This is a genomic window from Sulfolobus sp. A20, from assembly GCF_001719125.1.
Taxonomy (GTDB): Archaea; Thermoproteota; Thermoprotei_A; order Sulfolobales; family Sulfolobaceae; genus Saccharolobus.
Genome location: NZ_CP017006.1, coordinates 700,810 through 716,367, shown reverse-complemented (window position 1 = coordinate 716,367; position 15,558 = coordinate 700,810). Strand labels below are relative to the sequence as shown.

At 36.1% G+C, this 15,558-nt stretch carries 14 protein-coding genes, 4 tRNA genes and 2 pseudogenes; 12 read left to right on the top strand and 8 right to left on the bottom strand.

Annotated features, from left to right (window positions below; translation table 11 throughout):
* The first annotated feature begins 44 nt into the window (after positions 1–44).
* Positions 45–401 carry a nascent polypeptide-associated complex protein gene (locus tag BFU36_RS03915; protein ID WP_069282365.1) on the top strand — a complete coding sequence of 119 codons (357 nt, stop codon included), beginning with the start codon at positions 45–47 and terminating at the stop codon, positions 399–401.
* Here BFU36_RS03915 and BFU36_RS03910 read toward each other — a convergent pair.
* The gene (locus BFU36_RS03910; protein ID WP_069282364.1) at positions 367–1,095 is read right to left on the bottom strand and encodes a helix-turn-helix domain-containing protein; all 729 of its coding nucleotides are present in this window, start codon (positions 1,093–1,095) and stop codon (positions 367–369) included. The two genes, BFU36_RS03915 and BFU36_RS03910, sit on opposite strands and share 35 nt — an antisense overlap.
* Positions 1,096–1,131: 36 nt before the next feature.
* Between BFU36_RS03910 and BFU36_RS03905 the strand changes: the two genes are divergently transcribed.
* Positions 1,132–1,207 (top strand) — tRNA-Pro (locus tag BFU36_RS03905).
* Between the two features lie 35 nt (positions 1,208–1,242).
* Positions 1,243–1,316: transfer RNA gene (locus BFU36_RS03900), tRNA-Ala, on the top strand.
* Positions 1,317–1,344: 28 nt separating this feature from the next.
* Here the strand turns inward: BFU36_RS03900 and BFU36_RS14180 are convergent.
* A pseudogene (locus BFU36_RS14180) lies at positions 1,345–1,437 on the bottom strand (putative integrase); the annotation flags it as partial.
* Positions 1,438–2,629: 1,192 nt separating this feature from the next.
* Here BFU36_RS14180 and BFU36_RS03895 point away from each other — a divergent pair.
* From BFU36_RS03895 to BFU36_RS03875, 7 genes are all read left to right on the top strand, one after another.
* Positions 2,630–3,118: a DUF5678 domain-containing protein gene (locus BFU36_RS03895; protein ID WP_069282363.1), complete on the top strand. Its 489-nt coding sequence runs from the start codon at positions 2,630–2,632 to the stop codon at positions 3,116–3,118.
* Entirely contained in the window at positions 3,115–3,288 is a 174-nt protein-coding gene (locus tag BFU36_RS13790) for a DUF5678 domain-containing protein (protein ID WP_156770055.1), read from the top strand. Before BFU36_RS03895 ends, BFU36_RS13790 begins: the two co-directional genes overlap by 4 nt.
* Complete coding sequence (locus tag BFU36_RS03890) at positions 3,269–3,682, top strand: hypothetical protein (RefSeq protein WP_069282362.1); 414 nt, start codon at positions 3,269–3,271, stop codon at positions 3,680–3,682. The genes BFU36_RS13790 and BFU36_RS03890 overlap by 20 nt, the downstream gene beginning before the upstream one ends.
* Positions 3,683–4,374: 692 nt before the next feature.
* On the top strand, positions 4,375–4,521 hold the full coding sequence (locus tag BFU36_RS13785; protein WP_156770054.1) for a hypothetical protein: 147 nt from the start codon (positions 4,375–4,377) through the stop codon (positions 4,519–4,521).
* A 167-nt stretch (positions 4,522–4,688) separates the two neighbouring features.
* Positions 4,689–8,444, top strand: a complete 3,756-nt coding sequence (locus BFU36_RS03885; RefSeq protein ID WP_069282361.1) for a glycosylated S-layer protein, SlaA — start codon at positions 4,689–4,691, stop codon at positions 8,442–8,444.
* 42 nt (positions 8,445–8,486) lie between these two features.
* Positions 8,487–9,677, top strand: a complete 1,191-nt coding sequence (locus BFU36_RS03880) for a glycosylated S-layer protein, SlaB (protein ID WP_069282360.1) — start codon at positions 8,487–8,489, stop codon at positions 9,675–9,677.
* Between the two features lie 74 nt (positions 9,678–9,751).
* Positions 9,752–9,827 (top strand) — tRNA-Gly (locus tag BFU36_RS03875).
* A 31-nt stretch (positions 9,828–9,858) separates the two neighbouring features.
* On the opposite strand, the pseudogene BFU36_RS13510 reads toward BFU36_RS03875, so the two are convergent.
* Positions 9,859–10,011, bottom strand: a pseudogene (locus BFU36_RS13510) (putative integrase); the annotation flags it as partial.
* Positions 10,012–10,312: 301 nt separating this feature from the next.
* Between BFU36_RS13510 and BFU36_RS03870 the strand changes: the two are divergent.
* Positions 10,313–10,807: a DUF1286 domain-containing protein gene (locus BFU36_RS03870; RefSeq protein WP_069282359.1), complete on the top strand. Its 495-nt coding sequence runs from the start codon at positions 10,313–10,315 to the stop codon at positions 10,805–10,807.
* Positions 10,808–11,198: 391 nt separating this feature from the next.
* Complete coding sequence (locus tag BFU36_RS03865; protein ID WP_069282358.1) at positions 11,199–13,388, top strand: tRNA(Met) cytidine acetyltransferase TmcA; 2,190 nt, start codon at positions 11,199–11,201, stop codon at positions 13,386–13,388.
* 144 nt (positions 13,389–13,532) lie between these two features.
* On the opposite strand, the gene BFU36_RS03860 is transcribed toward BFU36_RS03865, so the two are convergent.
* The 5 genes from BFU36_RS03860 to BFU36_RS03840 form a co-directional block, all read right to left on the bottom strand.
* Positions 13,533–13,627, bottom strand: a tRNA-Ser gene (locus BFU36_RS03860).
* A 24-nt stretch (positions 13,628–13,651) separates the two neighbouring features.
* A complete protein-coding gene (locus tag BFU36_RS03855) occupies positions 13,652–14,209 on the bottom strand; it encodes a class I SAM-dependent methyltransferase (protein ID WP_069282357.1) in 558 nt (185 codons plus the stop codon).
* Positions 14,202–14,987: an RNA-guided pseudouridylation complex pseudouridine synthase subunit Cbf5 gene (locus BFU36_RS03850; protein ID WP_083216346.1), complete on the bottom strand. Its 786-nt coding sequence runs from the start codon at positions 14,985–14,987 to the stop codon at positions 14,202–14,204. Before BFU36_RS03850 ends, BFU36_RS03855 begins: the two co-directional genes overlap by 8 nt.
* Positions 14,984–15,238 (bottom strand): hypothetical protein, encoded by a 255-nt coding sequence (locus BFU36_RS03845; protein ID WP_069282355.1) that lies wholly within the window; start codon positions 15,236–15,238, stop codon positions 14,984–14,986. The genes BFU36_RS03850 and BFU36_RS03845 overlap by 4 nt, the downstream gene beginning before the upstream one ends.
* Positions 15,239–15,244: 6 nt before the next feature.
* The gene (locus BFU36_RS03840; protein ID WP_069284576.1) at positions 15,245–15,535 is read right to left on the bottom strand and encodes a 50S ribosomal protein L14e; all 291 of its coding nucleotides are present in this window, start codon (positions 15,533–15,535) and stop codon (positions 15,245–15,247) included.
* Between the last annotated feature and the right edge of the window lie 23 nt (positions 15,536–15,558).

Genomic DNA, 15,558 nt, shown 5'->3' with positions numbered 1-15,558 from the left:
ATGACCGCAAACTATTAAGTTTACTTCTAGCAATTAACTTATGTATGGCTAAGATTAAGCCATCTGACTTGAAAAAAATGGAAAGAATGGGAATAAAGACTGAACAAATAGACGCTATTAGAGTAATAATAGAAACCCCCGACAAGAACATTATAATAGAGAATCCTACAGTAGCTAAAACTAGTTTCATGGGAACTTCAGCAATTTTAGTAATGGGAGAGAATATAAGAGAAGAAGTCAAAAAAGTGGAACAACAAACGTCTATAAGAGAAGAAGATGTGAGATTCATAATGGAGCAAACTGGAAAAAGCGAAAATGAGGCAAGAGAAGCCCTAGTCAAGGCTAATGGAGATATAGCTAAAGCAATCATGTTTCTACAAGGAGAGACTTCAAACCCTTAACTAAATCCTCCTCATGGGCCTTAGTAGAGACTATGACAGTCATATTTTCGCTCTCGCTCAGTTCTAAGGCTAAGGGATCTAGATTAACCGGTCTATGAAAGACCACGATAGGTGGTTTAATAGGAGCAACTTTTAGAGCTATCATAGGTGACCTACCACTACTCACTTTCGTGAAGACAACGACCTTGTTAACCATTAATGATAAAGCTTGATAAAACTCCATTCCGCTTAGACTTATAATAGCCTTAATACTGTCAGTTACTAAATAACCATAAACCTTCTTATCGGTAACGTAAGAGTTAATGAGAACCCCGTCCACAGCCCTAATTATTTCATCTATGCTTTTAGGATAGGAGAAGTCCCCCATATCGACTATGAACGGATAATTTATACCAAACATTTTGGATAAATCCTTTATCACTTTATACCCCCTCTTCGAGTCTATTGAGATTAAGGCTGAAACGTAACGTCTGATAAACTCACTTCCCGCCTGCCTCCTACTTCTTTCATAATCCGCTATTACAGAAGGCTTAATACCCATCTCTCTAGCAATTTCTCCCTGAGAAATCCCAAACAATTCTCTCCATTTTCTCAACGACGTTGCACTATCCTTACTCCAAACTATATCCCCAGCTATTCTTTTCCCAATAGTATCGATAACATAATAGCTAAAAACATCTTCTTGCTTAGACATCAATGTTATAAACGCTTACGAAAATATAAAATATGGGGGCCCGTAGTCTAGCTTGGACTAGGATGCGACGTTCGGGTCGTCGTGGTCCCGGGTTCAAATCCCGGCGGGCCCATAAATTTTTAAAATTCAGAAAGCCTACATAAAAATGGGCCGGTAGCTCAGCCTGGAAGAGTGCTCGGTTGGCATCCGAGAGGTCCCGGGTTCAAATCCCGGCCGGTCCACTGTGGGGGATACCCCCACGCCCCCGATTCCATTTTTCAATTTGAGATAAGTTTCGACGATCTTATCTAAAGGTCCAACGTAAGTTTCCTTTACGTTACCTCTCTCGTCCTTCTCTACGATATAGACGTAATACTTATTCCCTCTTTGACGAATCTTGTATTGTCCAACAGAGAAAAACCCTATAAGCCATATTTAGTCTTGTCCCTTTCTGCAATTAAAGCTTAAAAAAGAAAATGTGTCTATCAAAAAAGTTTAGGGAGGAACAAAATCTCGTTCCAAGAATATAATATTACAACGATATACTTTTGAAATAAATTGAGGGAGTTTATGAAGTTTAGCAACCCTTTTTACCCTTAAAGAAGAATACTTTATAGCTAAATCCCCTTTTCTACAATAAAATAATATTCTAATAGTCGTTTATTAGATTAATAAGCTACTTAGACCTATACGTATGAATGTAGTGCTATTTTTTATATACACTTTCTCGAGAGTTGGAAGGTTTATGCATAGCTGCATTTGATGGGAATATTGCTACGAGTGTAGGAAGGAAACACTTATGAGTAGTCTAAGTACCGTAAGACAAGACTCTAATGAGTCCCACTACACATTCATATTAAGGTAGAAAGGGCTAAGTCTCTCCGTGGGGCTTTAAACTTCCATAAACGAGCCTAAGGCTATGTAGGGACCAATTAAGAGCAGGTAATAAGCTGACTACAGTTATGCTAAATAATTTATTGAAAATTCCTATTTTACAAAGTGATAAAAGCTTTGCCCTTTAGGGCGGGGAGGAAGTCAGATTCATTCTTCCAAATTAAGAAACTAATAAGATTGATCTTAAATGAGATTTAACGGGGAGATAGAAAATTATGATGATATGGCATGGCTAAAGCAAATTTAGAAAAGCTCGACCTTTCAAAGTGATGACAAAGAAGCTTTAAAGTAAAAACACATCTATTATGTAAATGGAAAGGTTTATCTGACCCTCTCGGCTGCTCCTCACATTAGAGATGCAACTTCGAATCGATGGGGTTAGCCTCTAAAGGGAGGAAGTCAGATAATAGTCAAGTCCCTAAGTCGTAAAATTAGGTTAGATTCTTCTGGGATGATGAGAAATTCGGATCAACTGTATGAATTTTATATGAGTAGTTGTACCATTAACTGTTTTGAGAATTTAACGGTAAGGAATTAGTATCCATTCTTTCTAAGCTATGTTTCGTAGATAATCACAGAGGGAATATTTATATTAATGAATTTTCTTAGCTTATTTCAGATAGCAATAAGATTATTTTTTCTCTATGCGATTAAAGTAAATATGGAAGAGTTATCAATTAATGATGTTAAGCTTGTTGGTAAGTATGTTGCTATTAGGGGTGATGAGATCTTAGGCTTTTCAGAGGATAAGGGGAAATTAATAGAGGAAATGAAAAGAAAAGGGGTAGATATTTTAAGTTATTCAATAGTTTATATTCCAGCAAGGATTAGATTTGAGTACATAAACTTTTACGGTAACAAAGTGCCGATTATTGATGTAAAAATTTTATGTAATCGTGACAATGAAATGTATAATGTTAAAGCATTACTCTCTCCTTTTTTCAAAAACTTTGTAGATAGATCTTTAGCTGAGGAATGTTATTTGAAAAATAAAATACATCTATCTATAGGTGTAGTAGAGAGAGAAGTAGAAGCTGATATAGTAGATCTAAGTGGATACGAGTTCCCAATATTGCCCGAGTTAATAATTAGTTATACGCTTTTCAAAAACGTATGTTTTTATAGTGAATTCGTTGAAATTACAATATGATAGATATGCTGGTAATTAATGATGTTAAGCTTGTTGGTAAGTATGTTGCTATTAGGGGTGATGAGATCTTAGGCTTTTCAGAGGATAAGGGGAAATTAATAGAGGAAATGAAAAGAAAAGGTTATAAAAGAAAGGATTTCTCAATATTGTATGTCAAATATAAAGCCTAATTTAAAGGTTTTCAGTTTTTCCGACATTATGGGAAATAAAATACCCCTTATAGACGTTGAAGTAGAGTGTCCTAAATACAACTCTTGGATGAGAATAAAGGGACTAATAGATTCTGGTAGTAGATATTCTTTACTCAGCGAAGAAAGGATTAAGAATTGTTTCCATTCTAGTTCCTTTCTCGATGTGGTCTCTATTAACGGCCTATGGAGGGAAAGATATAAGGCTAAAATCAAGATCTTAGAAAACGTTATTAATATTTCTGTAGTTTCGTTTGATATGAATAGCATTAACTTGCCTATAATCCCCGAAATGATACTAGGCAGAGAATCAGTTCTGGATAAGGTGGTAATGACGTTTTATAAAAATAACTACTTTTCAATTTACATAGATTGAAAGTATTAATTTTATTCAGTAATTATGATAATAAAAATTTGTAATATGGGACAATATAATAGTCAATATACAACAACTCCCTCTTTTCTTACAAACGAAAAAGAAAACCTCACCTTTTAAGACGAGGTAATGTTTTTTAAATAAAAAAAAACACCTTGTCTTTTATCCCTTCTAGTCAACTTAATGAAGATGGGTAGCTGAAAACACTCCTGCAATACCAAAGGGGAGTGTAAGAACTATAGTACTAAGACTATTCCCAGTTGGCTAATGTTAATTACGAGATCAAGGTTAATGTTAAGCATGGGGATCATTTGCCCGTTGATGAGGGTTAATGGTGAGTTAGGCATTACGAATCTAGGCTAATTCTTCATGTAGTTTCTTTAAGCTTGAGAATTGGAGGGATAAGGTTACACGATAAGGCATTCTCTTTGTTTAAAACTTTTGGCAAGCTTAGTAAGTGTTCAGAAGCTTAAGCAAGCATGGACTTCATATGGAAATTAACAAAAACACAATAACGAGATGGTTAAAAATATTCTTCAACACAATTTACTCGAAATCTATTGGCATAAGTTGGAATATGGGGGTGGATGAAATTGTTGTCTAAACGTTATAATGAGTAGGAAGCCTAGGGGGTTTTTAATTGCCCTTTAGGTCATAAGCTTCGTAGTGACGTTAATGGTGCTTCAAACATTATGAGGATAAGGAAAGTTGTTAATACGTTGAAAAAGACCCTATCGTTCCTAGTAACATCAAACGGAGTAACTCCTATAAAGGGTAGAGACGCTTTATGCCTCAGCATAACCCTCGCCTTTAGGGCGAGGAGGAGGCCAGAGAGCTAGTCGTTATTACTTTAATCTAGTAGTCAAAATACCATAGCTTTGATTGAATGCTAAGCTAAATGTTCTTTTTAAGCTCCTTTAGTGATTTTAATTTTTTTATAAGTAACAATTCTGGCTGTGTACAAAGCTTTTTAAAGTATTTCTTAAATGGCATAAGTAGATGTAGTATGAATAAGACCCTAGGTCTAATCCTAGCTTCCGTATTCCTTATATCTACTTTAGGTATAATACCAAGTTTAATGCTAACAACAGAAGCAGCAATTCCTTCAAGTAACCCAGCATCACCTACATACACAGTTCCTAAAGTCATTCAGTTACCTAATACTAGCACATCTTACATTAATCTATTCTTTAATATATACTCTAACAGCACAGTAGCCAAAGTAGCTCAAGCTTTTGATTATGGTCTTGCAGATAATTACACAGCTGAAGCCATAACGTTTACAGTAAGTGTTAAAGGTGGACCTACAGGCACGTTTAAATTAAATCAAAATGACTTCCAATTTACTTACTTTTATTATAACAATGCATCAGTTGCTATAGTACTAAGTCCTACCGGTTCATCCACTACTCCATCTACTGGTACAGAAGCAGTTAGCACATTTGAGATAAATAGTTTAGGTGTAATTAGTAATTTATATAATTATCTGAACAAAACTGTATATCTTAATGGAACTATAAACGTACTCAGTCTAAATTACATAATATATCAAGCTGTGGGTAATATGGGTTATACGAGTCTAGCTTCGTTACCAGCAGGTTCTACTATACAAATATCATATGCTGGATATACTTACACTATTACTGTAGTCCATATAGTTACATATCCTGGACAATTAGTAAACCCAATTGAGGTTGCTGGAGTTATTCCAAACCCAGGTTATGTACAAGCAGTGGGTAGAAGTAACATTACTATAGGTGTCTATGATCCTGCAATAACTACTGGTACTACACCATTTAACTTTACATTAACTTATACGTCACAAGCCCCAGCAGTGATAGAATGGTTTGTAGTAGCTAATGCAACCAATGCGTCCTCTAACGCTTATAATAAAGATGTCACAGCTAACTTCTACGCACCAAAATTTGTAGGATCATTCTTGCCAATGAACAACTCAATTGTATACGAACCATCTAGCCAGACACCCTTCTTACAATTCAACGGCAATTTGAATGTTACAGCACATGAAAACGTTACTGGTACTTTACAGTCTGGAACTAACATCTATGTAGGAGAGTTAAACGTTACCCCACCCGGTCACTATTATTTCAGTGGAGAATTAAACACAATATTTAATGGGTTCTTGTACACTAATGGTAGTGCTACTTTGAGAGCAAACATCTTCAACGGTACTATATTCTTCTTCTTGCCACATACAGGTGTTAAAGAAAACTTTACGTTCTTCATAACTCCAGTGGTACCGATTAACCTAACTTCTAATATAAGTGCTCCGATATCTTCGTTAATAGTGGATAATGGAATGAACTTCTACGTAGGATTCCCGTCATTAATTGTAGCGTTTACAATAACTGCTAACTTCACCACGTCAGGCGGGAACTATCTACTATATGGATCAGTCAATGAATACGAACTAAATTCATCTAGTATTAGTAATATTATTAAATATAATGTTTACAACTTCTCATTCTTCAACACCTACTTACAATCAGCTTTATCCTCACCTCTTGTTCACTTCTTCAACTTTGGTGAGGCTACTACTACTATCCTAGGGACTTCCTTATCATTTAACGTATTGATGCCACTAAAGTTCATAGTGATGCAATTAGGATACATCTTCTTGGTAATATTCCATATATGGGGACCATCCGCAACTGTAACAGTAACTGGTGTTGACTATAAAGGCGATAAGATTGTAGCAGGTAACTTCAGAGCTTATATAGCATTACCGACGTATTACACAACACCGCCATCCTCAATTGATTACCTAACTTGTGATAATCAGTATACACTAGTCCAGATTAAAGATGCCGGTTCAGTGCTTGATACTATACAGAATAACGTTATGTTTAATAACCCTAGCACGATAGGACCATGGGATAAGGTGAGCTCTCCGCCTTTAGCGTCTTATTATGCCGCAGGTCTGCACGTGGCAATATACAACGGTACGAAGCTAAAGTTTAATACTACTGTCGGACCATTACCTAATGCTACAACAACTCCAGTATCGTTTACGATAAGCCTACAAGGACAAGTCGTGCCATTCACATATTCAACTATACCATCTGGCGTTTATCCAATAGCGTTTAAGTTTGAGCCAGGGACCAGCTATATGGTAACTACTAATTTAATAACCAATTCATCTGTACCAGAGTACGTCGTGACCGTATACGTACCATTACAATACTTGCTAAATACTAAGATAGTAATATTCTATGTAAGCCCAGACTTCGCAACACTATTCTACTATAACACAACTGGTCAATTCCACACGTCTAATGTGACGATTAGTTTCGCTAATGTCACACCACAGCTCGTAATGCCATCTGTATTCCCAGTAGGAAAGTTATATATGCCATTTGGAGTTAATGATTCCTATTATGAGTTTTACTCAAGTATATCCTTAGGACCAATAAACGGAATAATAGAACTTAATGAGAATGGATTCAATGTTGGAAATATAACAGCTATACAAGTCATGCTTCCGAGCGGTGTAACTGAGTCTATAATACTGAGCCCAACAAACGTCAGTAAGTTATTAGTAACTACAACTTTAGGAGAGTTATCGCAATGTAGCCCAGTATTTGAAGGAACAGTATTCAATATTACAGCTTTAGCTGCATTATTAGGATTACCTACTGTAAGCGCTTTGAACGGGAGTTACTTAATGGTTACTTATCACGATACTATAAGTGGGGCTTATGTCACTGGCAAGACTCTATTAACTGTTGGAGCTTTCTATGTAACTGCACCTGTTGTACCTGGATCTGTTGAGTGGATATTAACTGCTCACTACATTAACGCGACTACGGGTGTACCAGTGGAGATAAGTTATGCTATAGTGCAACAGCCAGAAGCTACTGTAGTTGATTTGAACGCTGCTAACATATCTACAACTAGCTTAGTAAGTATACCTATAGTCAACGTGATGATAACTAGTAAATACGCTACTGCTCAAGTAATGTACAATCCATCTAACGCAAGTACTATAGTTTACATGGATGGCATGTTTGTAGCAAGCTATAAGGGTAACCTATTACCTACATTAACTGAAACTGGAGTTCAGACCGGGAAGTTCTTCGGACCAGTAGTTAACCTATACGTAGCCCAAGGATCATTAAGTAGTCCTAATGGGACAATGTATGTAGTATTAGGATCCAATAAGGTAGCAATAGGTACTGCTAACTTGTACACTTACGCTGGATATCACTTTGGACCATACACTGCTTTACCATTATCATCTAATGTGACTTTCACGGTTCAAGATCCAGTCACTCATGGAACTGTAAGTGGAACGACTACTTTAGGTGCATTTAACAATACTCCAATAAGGATATCACCATTAGGTGTAACTATTACTCCGTCTGCAACTAACAAGGTGTTCTATTACTATACTTCACCATTAGTGTTAAGTCCAACTAGCCAGTATATAGTGATACAAGTAACGAGTACAATAACATACTCCTATCCATTCTATATAGAGACTGTAGTATTCTTAGGATCTAATGTGACTACTGGGACACCAGTACCAGGTACTCCAGCGTTCCAGACAGTATACTCACCAACTTTAGGACCTGGTGTAGTATTGCAAGTGCCAATACAGACATATCAGGTAGTAAGTCTATCAACTCCAAGTGAGCCTCATACTGTAGTAATGTTTGCAGTACCATTTGCTGGTGGACCTGCAATATCATTATACCCATCATTCCTGGTGTATACTAACGTGACGGCAATATCAAGTTAAAAGTTTTTTATTTTTTATCCCCTATATTTAAGGTGATCGGTTATGAAAAGTGTATATCTTTTAAGTTCCCTAATCTTAATTTCAATTGTAGCATTGGTTTCAGTAGGCGCATATACATCTGGAAACGTTACGTTCTACAGCCCTAGCGTTAATGATCAGCAGTACTTGGTAGGGAAGACTATTACGATAGATGCAGTAGTTCCTACTCAATTTGCCGGAGATGCGGCAACTATTAATTTCTTCTTCCCTAACTCTACTCTAGCAGCTACTATACCTACTAGTGTTAATGGTACTGGTGGAATATACGTGCCTAATGCTTATACATTCCCTAATGTACTAGGAATATGGACTATAACTGTGGAAGTGGCTGGTGGAGTGGCTGTAGGAAGTATTAATGTAAATGTCACTACTCCAGCTGTAGCTCCAATAATACTGACCGTACAAAACTTAGCGATGTACGAGAATAGCCTTCCTCAGTATATTGCTCTAGTTAATGGTATTGTAACAGCAACAGTAATGCAAAACGGTACAGTTAATTTGATAGGTTATGTGTATAATACTTCAGTAGCAATGCCTTTATCTGGTGCAAGTATATCATTAACACTTACAATTCCAAGTGTGGGGACTAAGACATTTACTGCAACTACTGCGTCGAATGGGTCTTTCTTAATAAGTTTCACAGTACCTGCTCTATCAAGTAGTATATCGTTAGTGTCGTCCTACTTAATAAGCGGAAGTATGACGGTTAGTTATGGAGTACACACTGTTACTTATCAAGTATTAATAACCGCTATACCTAACTATATATCAATTATCAACTTGCTGAGTGGTCAAGTAAATACTCTAAAAGGTGAGATTGCTTCTCTTAACTCTACAATATCCACACTAAAAGATGAGATTGGCACATTGAATGGTAGCTTGTCCGGCTTAAGTTCACAAATTTCAACACTTAACAGTAAGATTGCTTCTCTTAACTCTACAATATCTTCATTAGAGTCGGAAGTTAGTACGCTAAACTCTGAGTATAGTACTTTATCCTCTACAGTTTCAACGTTAAAGTCAGAGATAGCTACACTAAATGGTAATATAAGCACGCTAAATAGTGAGGTTAGTTCACTAGAAGGAAAGGTAAGCGGTTTAACGACTATTGCCTATGGTGGAATAATAGCTGGTATAATTGGGCTAATAGTAGCAATAGTGGCTATAGTCTTAGTGATGAGAAGAATAAGTTAACCTTTATTTTTTTCTTAAACCTTTTTTCTTTATCCACAACTTTTATAAGTCACTTTTTCACTAACTCTTATTGTGCGGCCGTAGTCTAGCCTGGATTAGGACGCCGGCCTTCCAAGCCGGTGATCCCGGGTTCAAATCCCGGCGGCCGCACTGTGGGGATACCCCCACTTCTATTTTTCATTTTCAGATATGTTTCAATGATGTTAACTAAAGGTCCAACATAAGTTTCCTTATTCTCACTATTCACCGTTTCCAATTTATAGCCATAATAATGCCCTTTAATAGGACGTATAATATAGTCACCATATTTATAACGTGTCTTCTCTTTCTCCATATTAACGTCTAATTCACGTTTACAAGCATTGGTAACACATAAAGAGTTACGAGATTTTGAGTTACCTTTTTTATCTCACTCGTGGTTAGAATCATTCGACAGAAAGAATTTCATGCCATCTTCGCCTCTTTTTCACACCTTGCCTAACAATACGTCGACCTTCTCCACGCCCTTCACTCTATTGTTTAACTTCACTGGTAACAAAGGAAAGATAACCCTCGCCTTTCAAGGCAAGGGTGGAAGTTTAGGCTGAATGGGATGGGGTGGTGTTTTTTTATCTTTTGTTGTTTAATAATAATGTATGAGGTTAAGGACTCATTACGTCTTTAGTTCTGGTCTTTTGTGTTTGGTAGACACGTTTTTGTCTGGGGATTTCTTCATTTATTTCCTCTTCTCTGCCCTAATTTCTGTTATTGGTAATTTAATTATTGATAGGTTGGGGCATAAGGAGGTATTAACTAAGCAAGGGCAAATACCAGTTAGGACTCCTTTGACTCATACTCTGCCTAGGAGTGTCCTTTGGGGTGTTTTATCCATTATTCCGATAGTCACTCTTCTATTCCTCTACGATAATAGTTTCTCTAATACTTTCTTTCCTATAGTAATAGATGGTGTAATAGTAGGTCCTTCTCACATGCTTTTAGATGTTTTTACTGAAAAGGGGATATATGTGAAGAAGGGTGGGAAGTGGAGGAGGTTTGCTTTAGCCCATTATAAGTATGATAATCCTTTCGTTAATGGGCTGGCAATAGTGATTGGTGTTCTAATGCTTATAGCCTCATTATATTTGAAATGATTATACTAATAATATTATTACAGTCGCGTTATTAAAGATAATAAAGCGAAAAACGAAAAGTTTTTAAATGAGTTCCTGAAGAAGAATTGGGAGTGGCGAGGGATGATGAATACCGTGTGAGCAGACCTATGAAGAGCCAACCTAGAGCTGACCCACCAACCCCTAATTTCCTTATATTGTTTTTTGGTAAAAAAGCTTTCCTTTTGAATTAACTCCCTAGTTAAATGAAAAAATTCAACTAGTATTAGTACTACTACGTGGATCCAGAATTGGCTATTTAGTCTCGGGTCTCTATATGCCCTTCACTGACCTCCTCCACACCTTAAAAGGGAAGGTTTGTTGTTCTGTTTATCAGAGACTAATTTTTAGTTTAGCGATCTAATTTATTTAGATGTTTACAAATTACTTCCTTGACGCAAAAAAGGGATATTACAGACATTTAGCTTTTGTTCAATCTCCTTCCTATCTTGATCTAAGCTTATCTTTGGTAAAGGATTATTTGAGAGTTAACAAAAATCCTACTGTGATTTACGCTTTTCATCCATGGGCTGATAAGGAACGTCTCGAGAGCTTTAGGCAAATCTTACCTAATATTGTAGACATAGATTATTCTAACTCAGATAAGTATTTAGGACTTACCGGAGATCTAGTAATTTTAGACGCTGTAAGTGATTTTAGACCAAATTATATTTCACGTTTTATAGATATGGCTAGGGGGGGAGGATTAGTAATTATATATTCTGATAATATTTTGAAGAATAAATTGTATAGGAATTCTCTGTCCAGAGACGGTATAGTAAACGACTTATTTGAGAGAAGATTTCTCCAAAAGGCTTTATCACATAGGGGCATTATCGTATTTGATGATAAAATTAATTTCATACCTTATTCATCTGCTGAAACTCATAAGCCATTCAAGAAAATTCCTCAAAGGCCAAATATACCAATTCAATTACACGAGGTTTGTATGTCTGCAGATCAAAACAAAGTCTTAGAAGAATCTTTATTTATTCTAGAGAGTGGTAAGAGGACTTTAGTTGTAACAGCTCCGAGGGGTAGAGGTAAAAGTGCTAGTGTAGGCTTATTCTTATCATATTTAGTGAATAAGGAGATATTCAGTAATATCGTAGTGACCTCACCTACATATTTCTCCTCTCAAGAAATCTTCAATTTCTTAATGAAAGGTTTATCAGTTCTTAGGGCTAAATTCAGCTTAGGTGAGTCGAGAGATGGAAAAATAATGAGAGTGAGACGTGGAGAAACTAGGGTTAAGTGGTTGCCTCCAGACTTAGCTGAGGATGAAGAAGGTGATTTAATAGTAGTTGATGAAGCTGCAGCGATAGGAATGGAAAACTTAGATTACATTATAAGGAAATATGATAAGGTAATATTAGTAACCACAATTCACGGTTATGAGGGTTCTGGGAAGGCATTCCTAAAATTCGTGGATAAACTCAAAAAGGGACTCTTAGTTAAACACGTTAAATTGGAGTATCCAATAAGGTATGCTAAAGGAGACCCAGTAGAGAGATTCTTATATGATGTTTTTCTATTAGATGCTGAGGCTCCGGAAGTTAGTTCTATAACAAATTATAAGATTACTAGAGTTTCTCAAGAAGAATTGTTTTCTAATGATGATCTGCTGAAAAAGGTTTATGGCATTTTGGTAGAGGCTCATTATAGGAATTCTCCAGACGATCTGATGTTATTAGGAGATATGGCTTTTCAAAGGATTTATGTTTACTGGGCAGACGATAATCCAATCAGCGTTGCTCAAGTAGTTTACGAGGGCAATCTAAGAGAGGAAGAGATAGTTAATATATCAGATGGCGTAAAAAACGAGGGCCACTTAATTCCTCATAGGATTATAAAATATGTTAGATTTCTCGATTTTGGTAAGCTTAAGGGCTGGAGAGTTATGAGGATTGCTGTAACTCCAGAATTTCAAGGAAAGGGAATTGGAAGCAAAGTGTTAGACAAAGTGATAGAAGAGGCAGAAGGAGAGGGAATTGATTGGGTTGGTTCATCTTTTATAGCTGATCAGCGAGTTTTACGTTTTTGGCTAAAGAATGGTTTTACTCCTGTTTATTTATCGTCAATAAAGAATCAAGAATTAAATGGTTATTCTTGTATTGTAATTAAGCCTTTAAGTAATAGGGCTAAAGAGATGGTAAACAATTTGTCAAAGCTATTGAAGGATAAGTTGTTAAGAACTTCACATCAAGTTTACTTTAACGTTAATCCTTGTGTATTAGCATTACTACTTGATAATACTCCTCCCGTTAATAATGGGTTAAGTGAGATTCCAAGCTTGTATATAGATAAGATTAAAGCATATATTAATGGTATTTTGCCCTATAATTCTATCGCTGAAGCTTCACATTCTTTAGTCACGAATTATTTCCTATTATTACCTAAGACGAAGTTAGCTGAAGAATTAGAATGTAGTTTGATAGCTAGAGTTTTACAAGGAAAGAGTTGGTATCATGCTGGATTAATGTTAGGGATAAGTAGTAGGGAGGTTGAGAAGAGGGTAAAGAAAGGATTAAGTGAATTGTTAAAAATATTCGTAGATGCGTGAATTCTGCTGGCCTCCTCCCAACCCTAAAGGGTGAGGTTTTTATCACCCAACCTAGTTTAATTTTCAAATATGGGGATTAATGAAGAATTTTTATGAAAACTAAGTGTAAAAATTCTATATAATGCTAACGTAAAATTTTATTAGCGCCGGGGGCGGGATTCGAACCCGCGCAGGGATTACCCTACTGGCTAACCTGGCGCTCTCAAGGCCAGCCCCTTAGACCGCTCGGGCACCCCGGCATTAATTATATCTAAATAATAGCTTTAATCTTTAACTATCGTTATTATGCTATAACCTTTCTTCCTTTTCAAATTATCTATCCTAAATCTTTTCTCGAATATTTTTATAACGTTAGCCTCCCCTTTATACACTACCAATTGTATAAAGCCTTTGCTATATAACCTATCATAAGCTTCTTCTTCTAGTTTCTTTATGAACTCAACTCCTTTAGAGAGTGGGGGATTGGAATATATTGCATTAAATTTTACTTCAGTTGGAATTGCTTTGAAGATATCGGATTTAATGATTACTACCCTCTCCTTTACTCCATTTATCTCGGCGTTTTTGTTAACTAATTTTATTGCTATGTGATTTACGTCAATCATATAGACTTTTACCTTTGCATTTCTCTTGGCAATGTATATTCCTATTGGACCATAGCCACATCCTACATCAGCTACTATTCCTTCATCTGGTATAATTAAATTTTCTAAAAGTAATCTCGTCCCTAAATCTAGTTCTTTTTTTGAAAATACGTTATTAGATGAGATAAGGGTTATGGGTATTCCGTTTATCACTTCGTTTATTACGTATTCACTCATGTTTTTTCCATGCTCTAGGATATAAATCTCTCTGCATAAAAACTCTATTCAGATTGACTACTATTCCTTTCTTGGCGTTTTGAATTTCGGAGGAGTTTGTTACGGTATTACCTATAGCCACTAACTCGCCTTTTAACGTTAATATTGCAACTGTATCGTTTTTTGCGAAGTTTTGATATGCTACTATTCCCGGTATCGCTAGTGGTGCTCCATATGCTATAGCATTTACTGCTGAATCTTCTATTATTATTTTAGGCATTCCGCACGTACCATATTCCATTGGCATTAATATTTTTCTTAACTCAGTTTCATCTTTACAGTTTCTGAATAAGTATAATGCCTCTGATAAGTCTTGCAATGTGATCAAGTTAGTGGACTCTGTGAATACTCCAGACTTAGTTCTTCTGAGCTCTCTCATGTGTGCTCCACAGCCGTAAATTATGCCTATATCGTGACATATTTTTCTCATGTAAGTTCCTGAATCTGATTCTATTTTTAACAAAACAAATTTTTTATCATAATCAAGTATTTTTATATCATAAACTGTCCTAATTCTCAGCCTTCTCCTGACTGACGATCTAACAGGTGGTCTCTGGTATATCCTTCCCTTGAACATTTCTACTATTTTAGTAATTTCATCTATGTTAACATCACAATGGACTTGCATTACGCATACATATTCTTTACCCGCTTTAGTGATGTAGCTCATAATCTTCGTAGCGTTTTCTATACCGATGGGAAGTACTCCCGTTACCTTGGGATTGCCCCGCCCCTCTATAAGGGCTCTAGGGTCCCTCCGTGCCCTGCCTTATTTACGTTAAGCATTTTCTTAACCCAATACGCTACTTCGTGGCTAGTGGGACCAGGTGGTTTATCAAGGTTAATTATTGAGTTTTTAATGTGAACTTCTATGGGTCTTTTTTCTGGAAAGTACCCGTAATTTTCAGAGGTTTGACTATCTTTTCTTATTATCCATTCATTTTTATAATCACAAAAATTATCTATTTTATAAATAAAACTGTCTAACATAGCATATCACAAAGTTGGTATAGATAGTTTGACTTTTTCTTTTACGTAATCTAATAAGTTGGACTCTTGTAGTTTCTTCTTAACCTCATCATCAGAAGCTCCTTTCTGTATTTCTATCTTTTTGTCTGTAGGTTCTAAGTGCAGTATGTTAACTCTTCTTCTCTTTATGCCACTTACATCTTTTGGACCGGTTACAAGAACGAAATTATCATCTATTATATCGACGATTACACACTTTTTTCCAGCTTCTCTCCCTCTTACTTTTACACATATTCTCCCAATTTCTATTGCAGGCATTGCTATCACAAAAACTTTTAAGA

Excerpts from the sequence above, each read along its gene's own strand:
- BFU36_RS03915 (WP_069282365.1), top strand. The coding sequence starts at position 45 with ATGGCTAAGATTAAGCCATCTGACTTGAAAAAAATGGAAAGAATGGGA.
- BFU36_RS03910 (WP_069282364.1), bottom strand. The coding sequence starts at position 1,095 with ATGTCTAAGCAAGAAGATGTTTTTAGCTATTATGTTATCGATACTATT.
- BFU36_RS03895 (WP_069282363.1), top strand. The coding sequence starts at position 2,630 with ATGGAAGAGTTATCAATTAATGATGTTAAGCTTGTTGGTAAGTATGTT.
- BFU36_RS13790 (WP_156770055.1), top strand. The coding sequence starts at position 3,115 with ATGATAGATATGCTGGTAATTAATGATGTTAAGCTTGTTGGTAAGTAT.
- BFU36_RS03890 (WP_069282362.1), top strand. The coding sequence starts at position 3,269 with ATGTCAAATATAAAGCCTAATTTAAAGGTTTTCAGTTTTTCCGACATT.
- BFU36_RS13785 (WP_156770054.1), top strand. The coding sequence starts at position 4,375 with ATGAGGATAAGGAAAGTTGTTAATACGTTGAAAAAGACCCTATCGTTC.
- BFU36_RS03885 (WP_069282361.1), top strand. The coding sequence starts at position 4,689 with ATGAATAAGACCCTAGGTCTAATCCTAGCTTCCGTATTCCTTATATCT.
- BFU36_RS03880 (WP_069282360.1), top strand. The coding sequence starts at position 8,487 with ATGAAAAGTGTATATCTTTTAAGTTCCCTAATCTTAATTTCAATTGTA.
- BFU36_RS03870 (WP_069282359.1), top strand. The coding sequence starts at position 10,313 with ATGAGGTTAAGGACTCATTACGTCTTTAGTTCTGGTCTTTTGTGTTTG.
- BFU36_RS03865 (WP_069282358.1), top strand. The coding sequence starts at position 11,199 with ATGTTTACAAATTACTTCCTTGACGCAAAAAAGGGATATTACAGACAT.
- BFU36_RS03855 (WP_069282357.1), bottom strand. The coding sequence starts at position 14,209 with ATGAGTGAATACGTAATAAACGAAGTGATAAACGGAATACCCATAACC.
- BFU36_RS03845 (WP_069282355.1), bottom strand. The coding sequence starts at position 15,238 with ATGTTAGACAGTTTTATTTATAAAATAGATAATTTTTGTGATTATAAA.
- BFU36_RS03840 (WP_069284576.1), bottom strand. The coding sequence starts at position 15,535 with ATGCCTGCAATAGAAATTGGGAGAATATGTGTAAAAGTAAGAGGGAGA.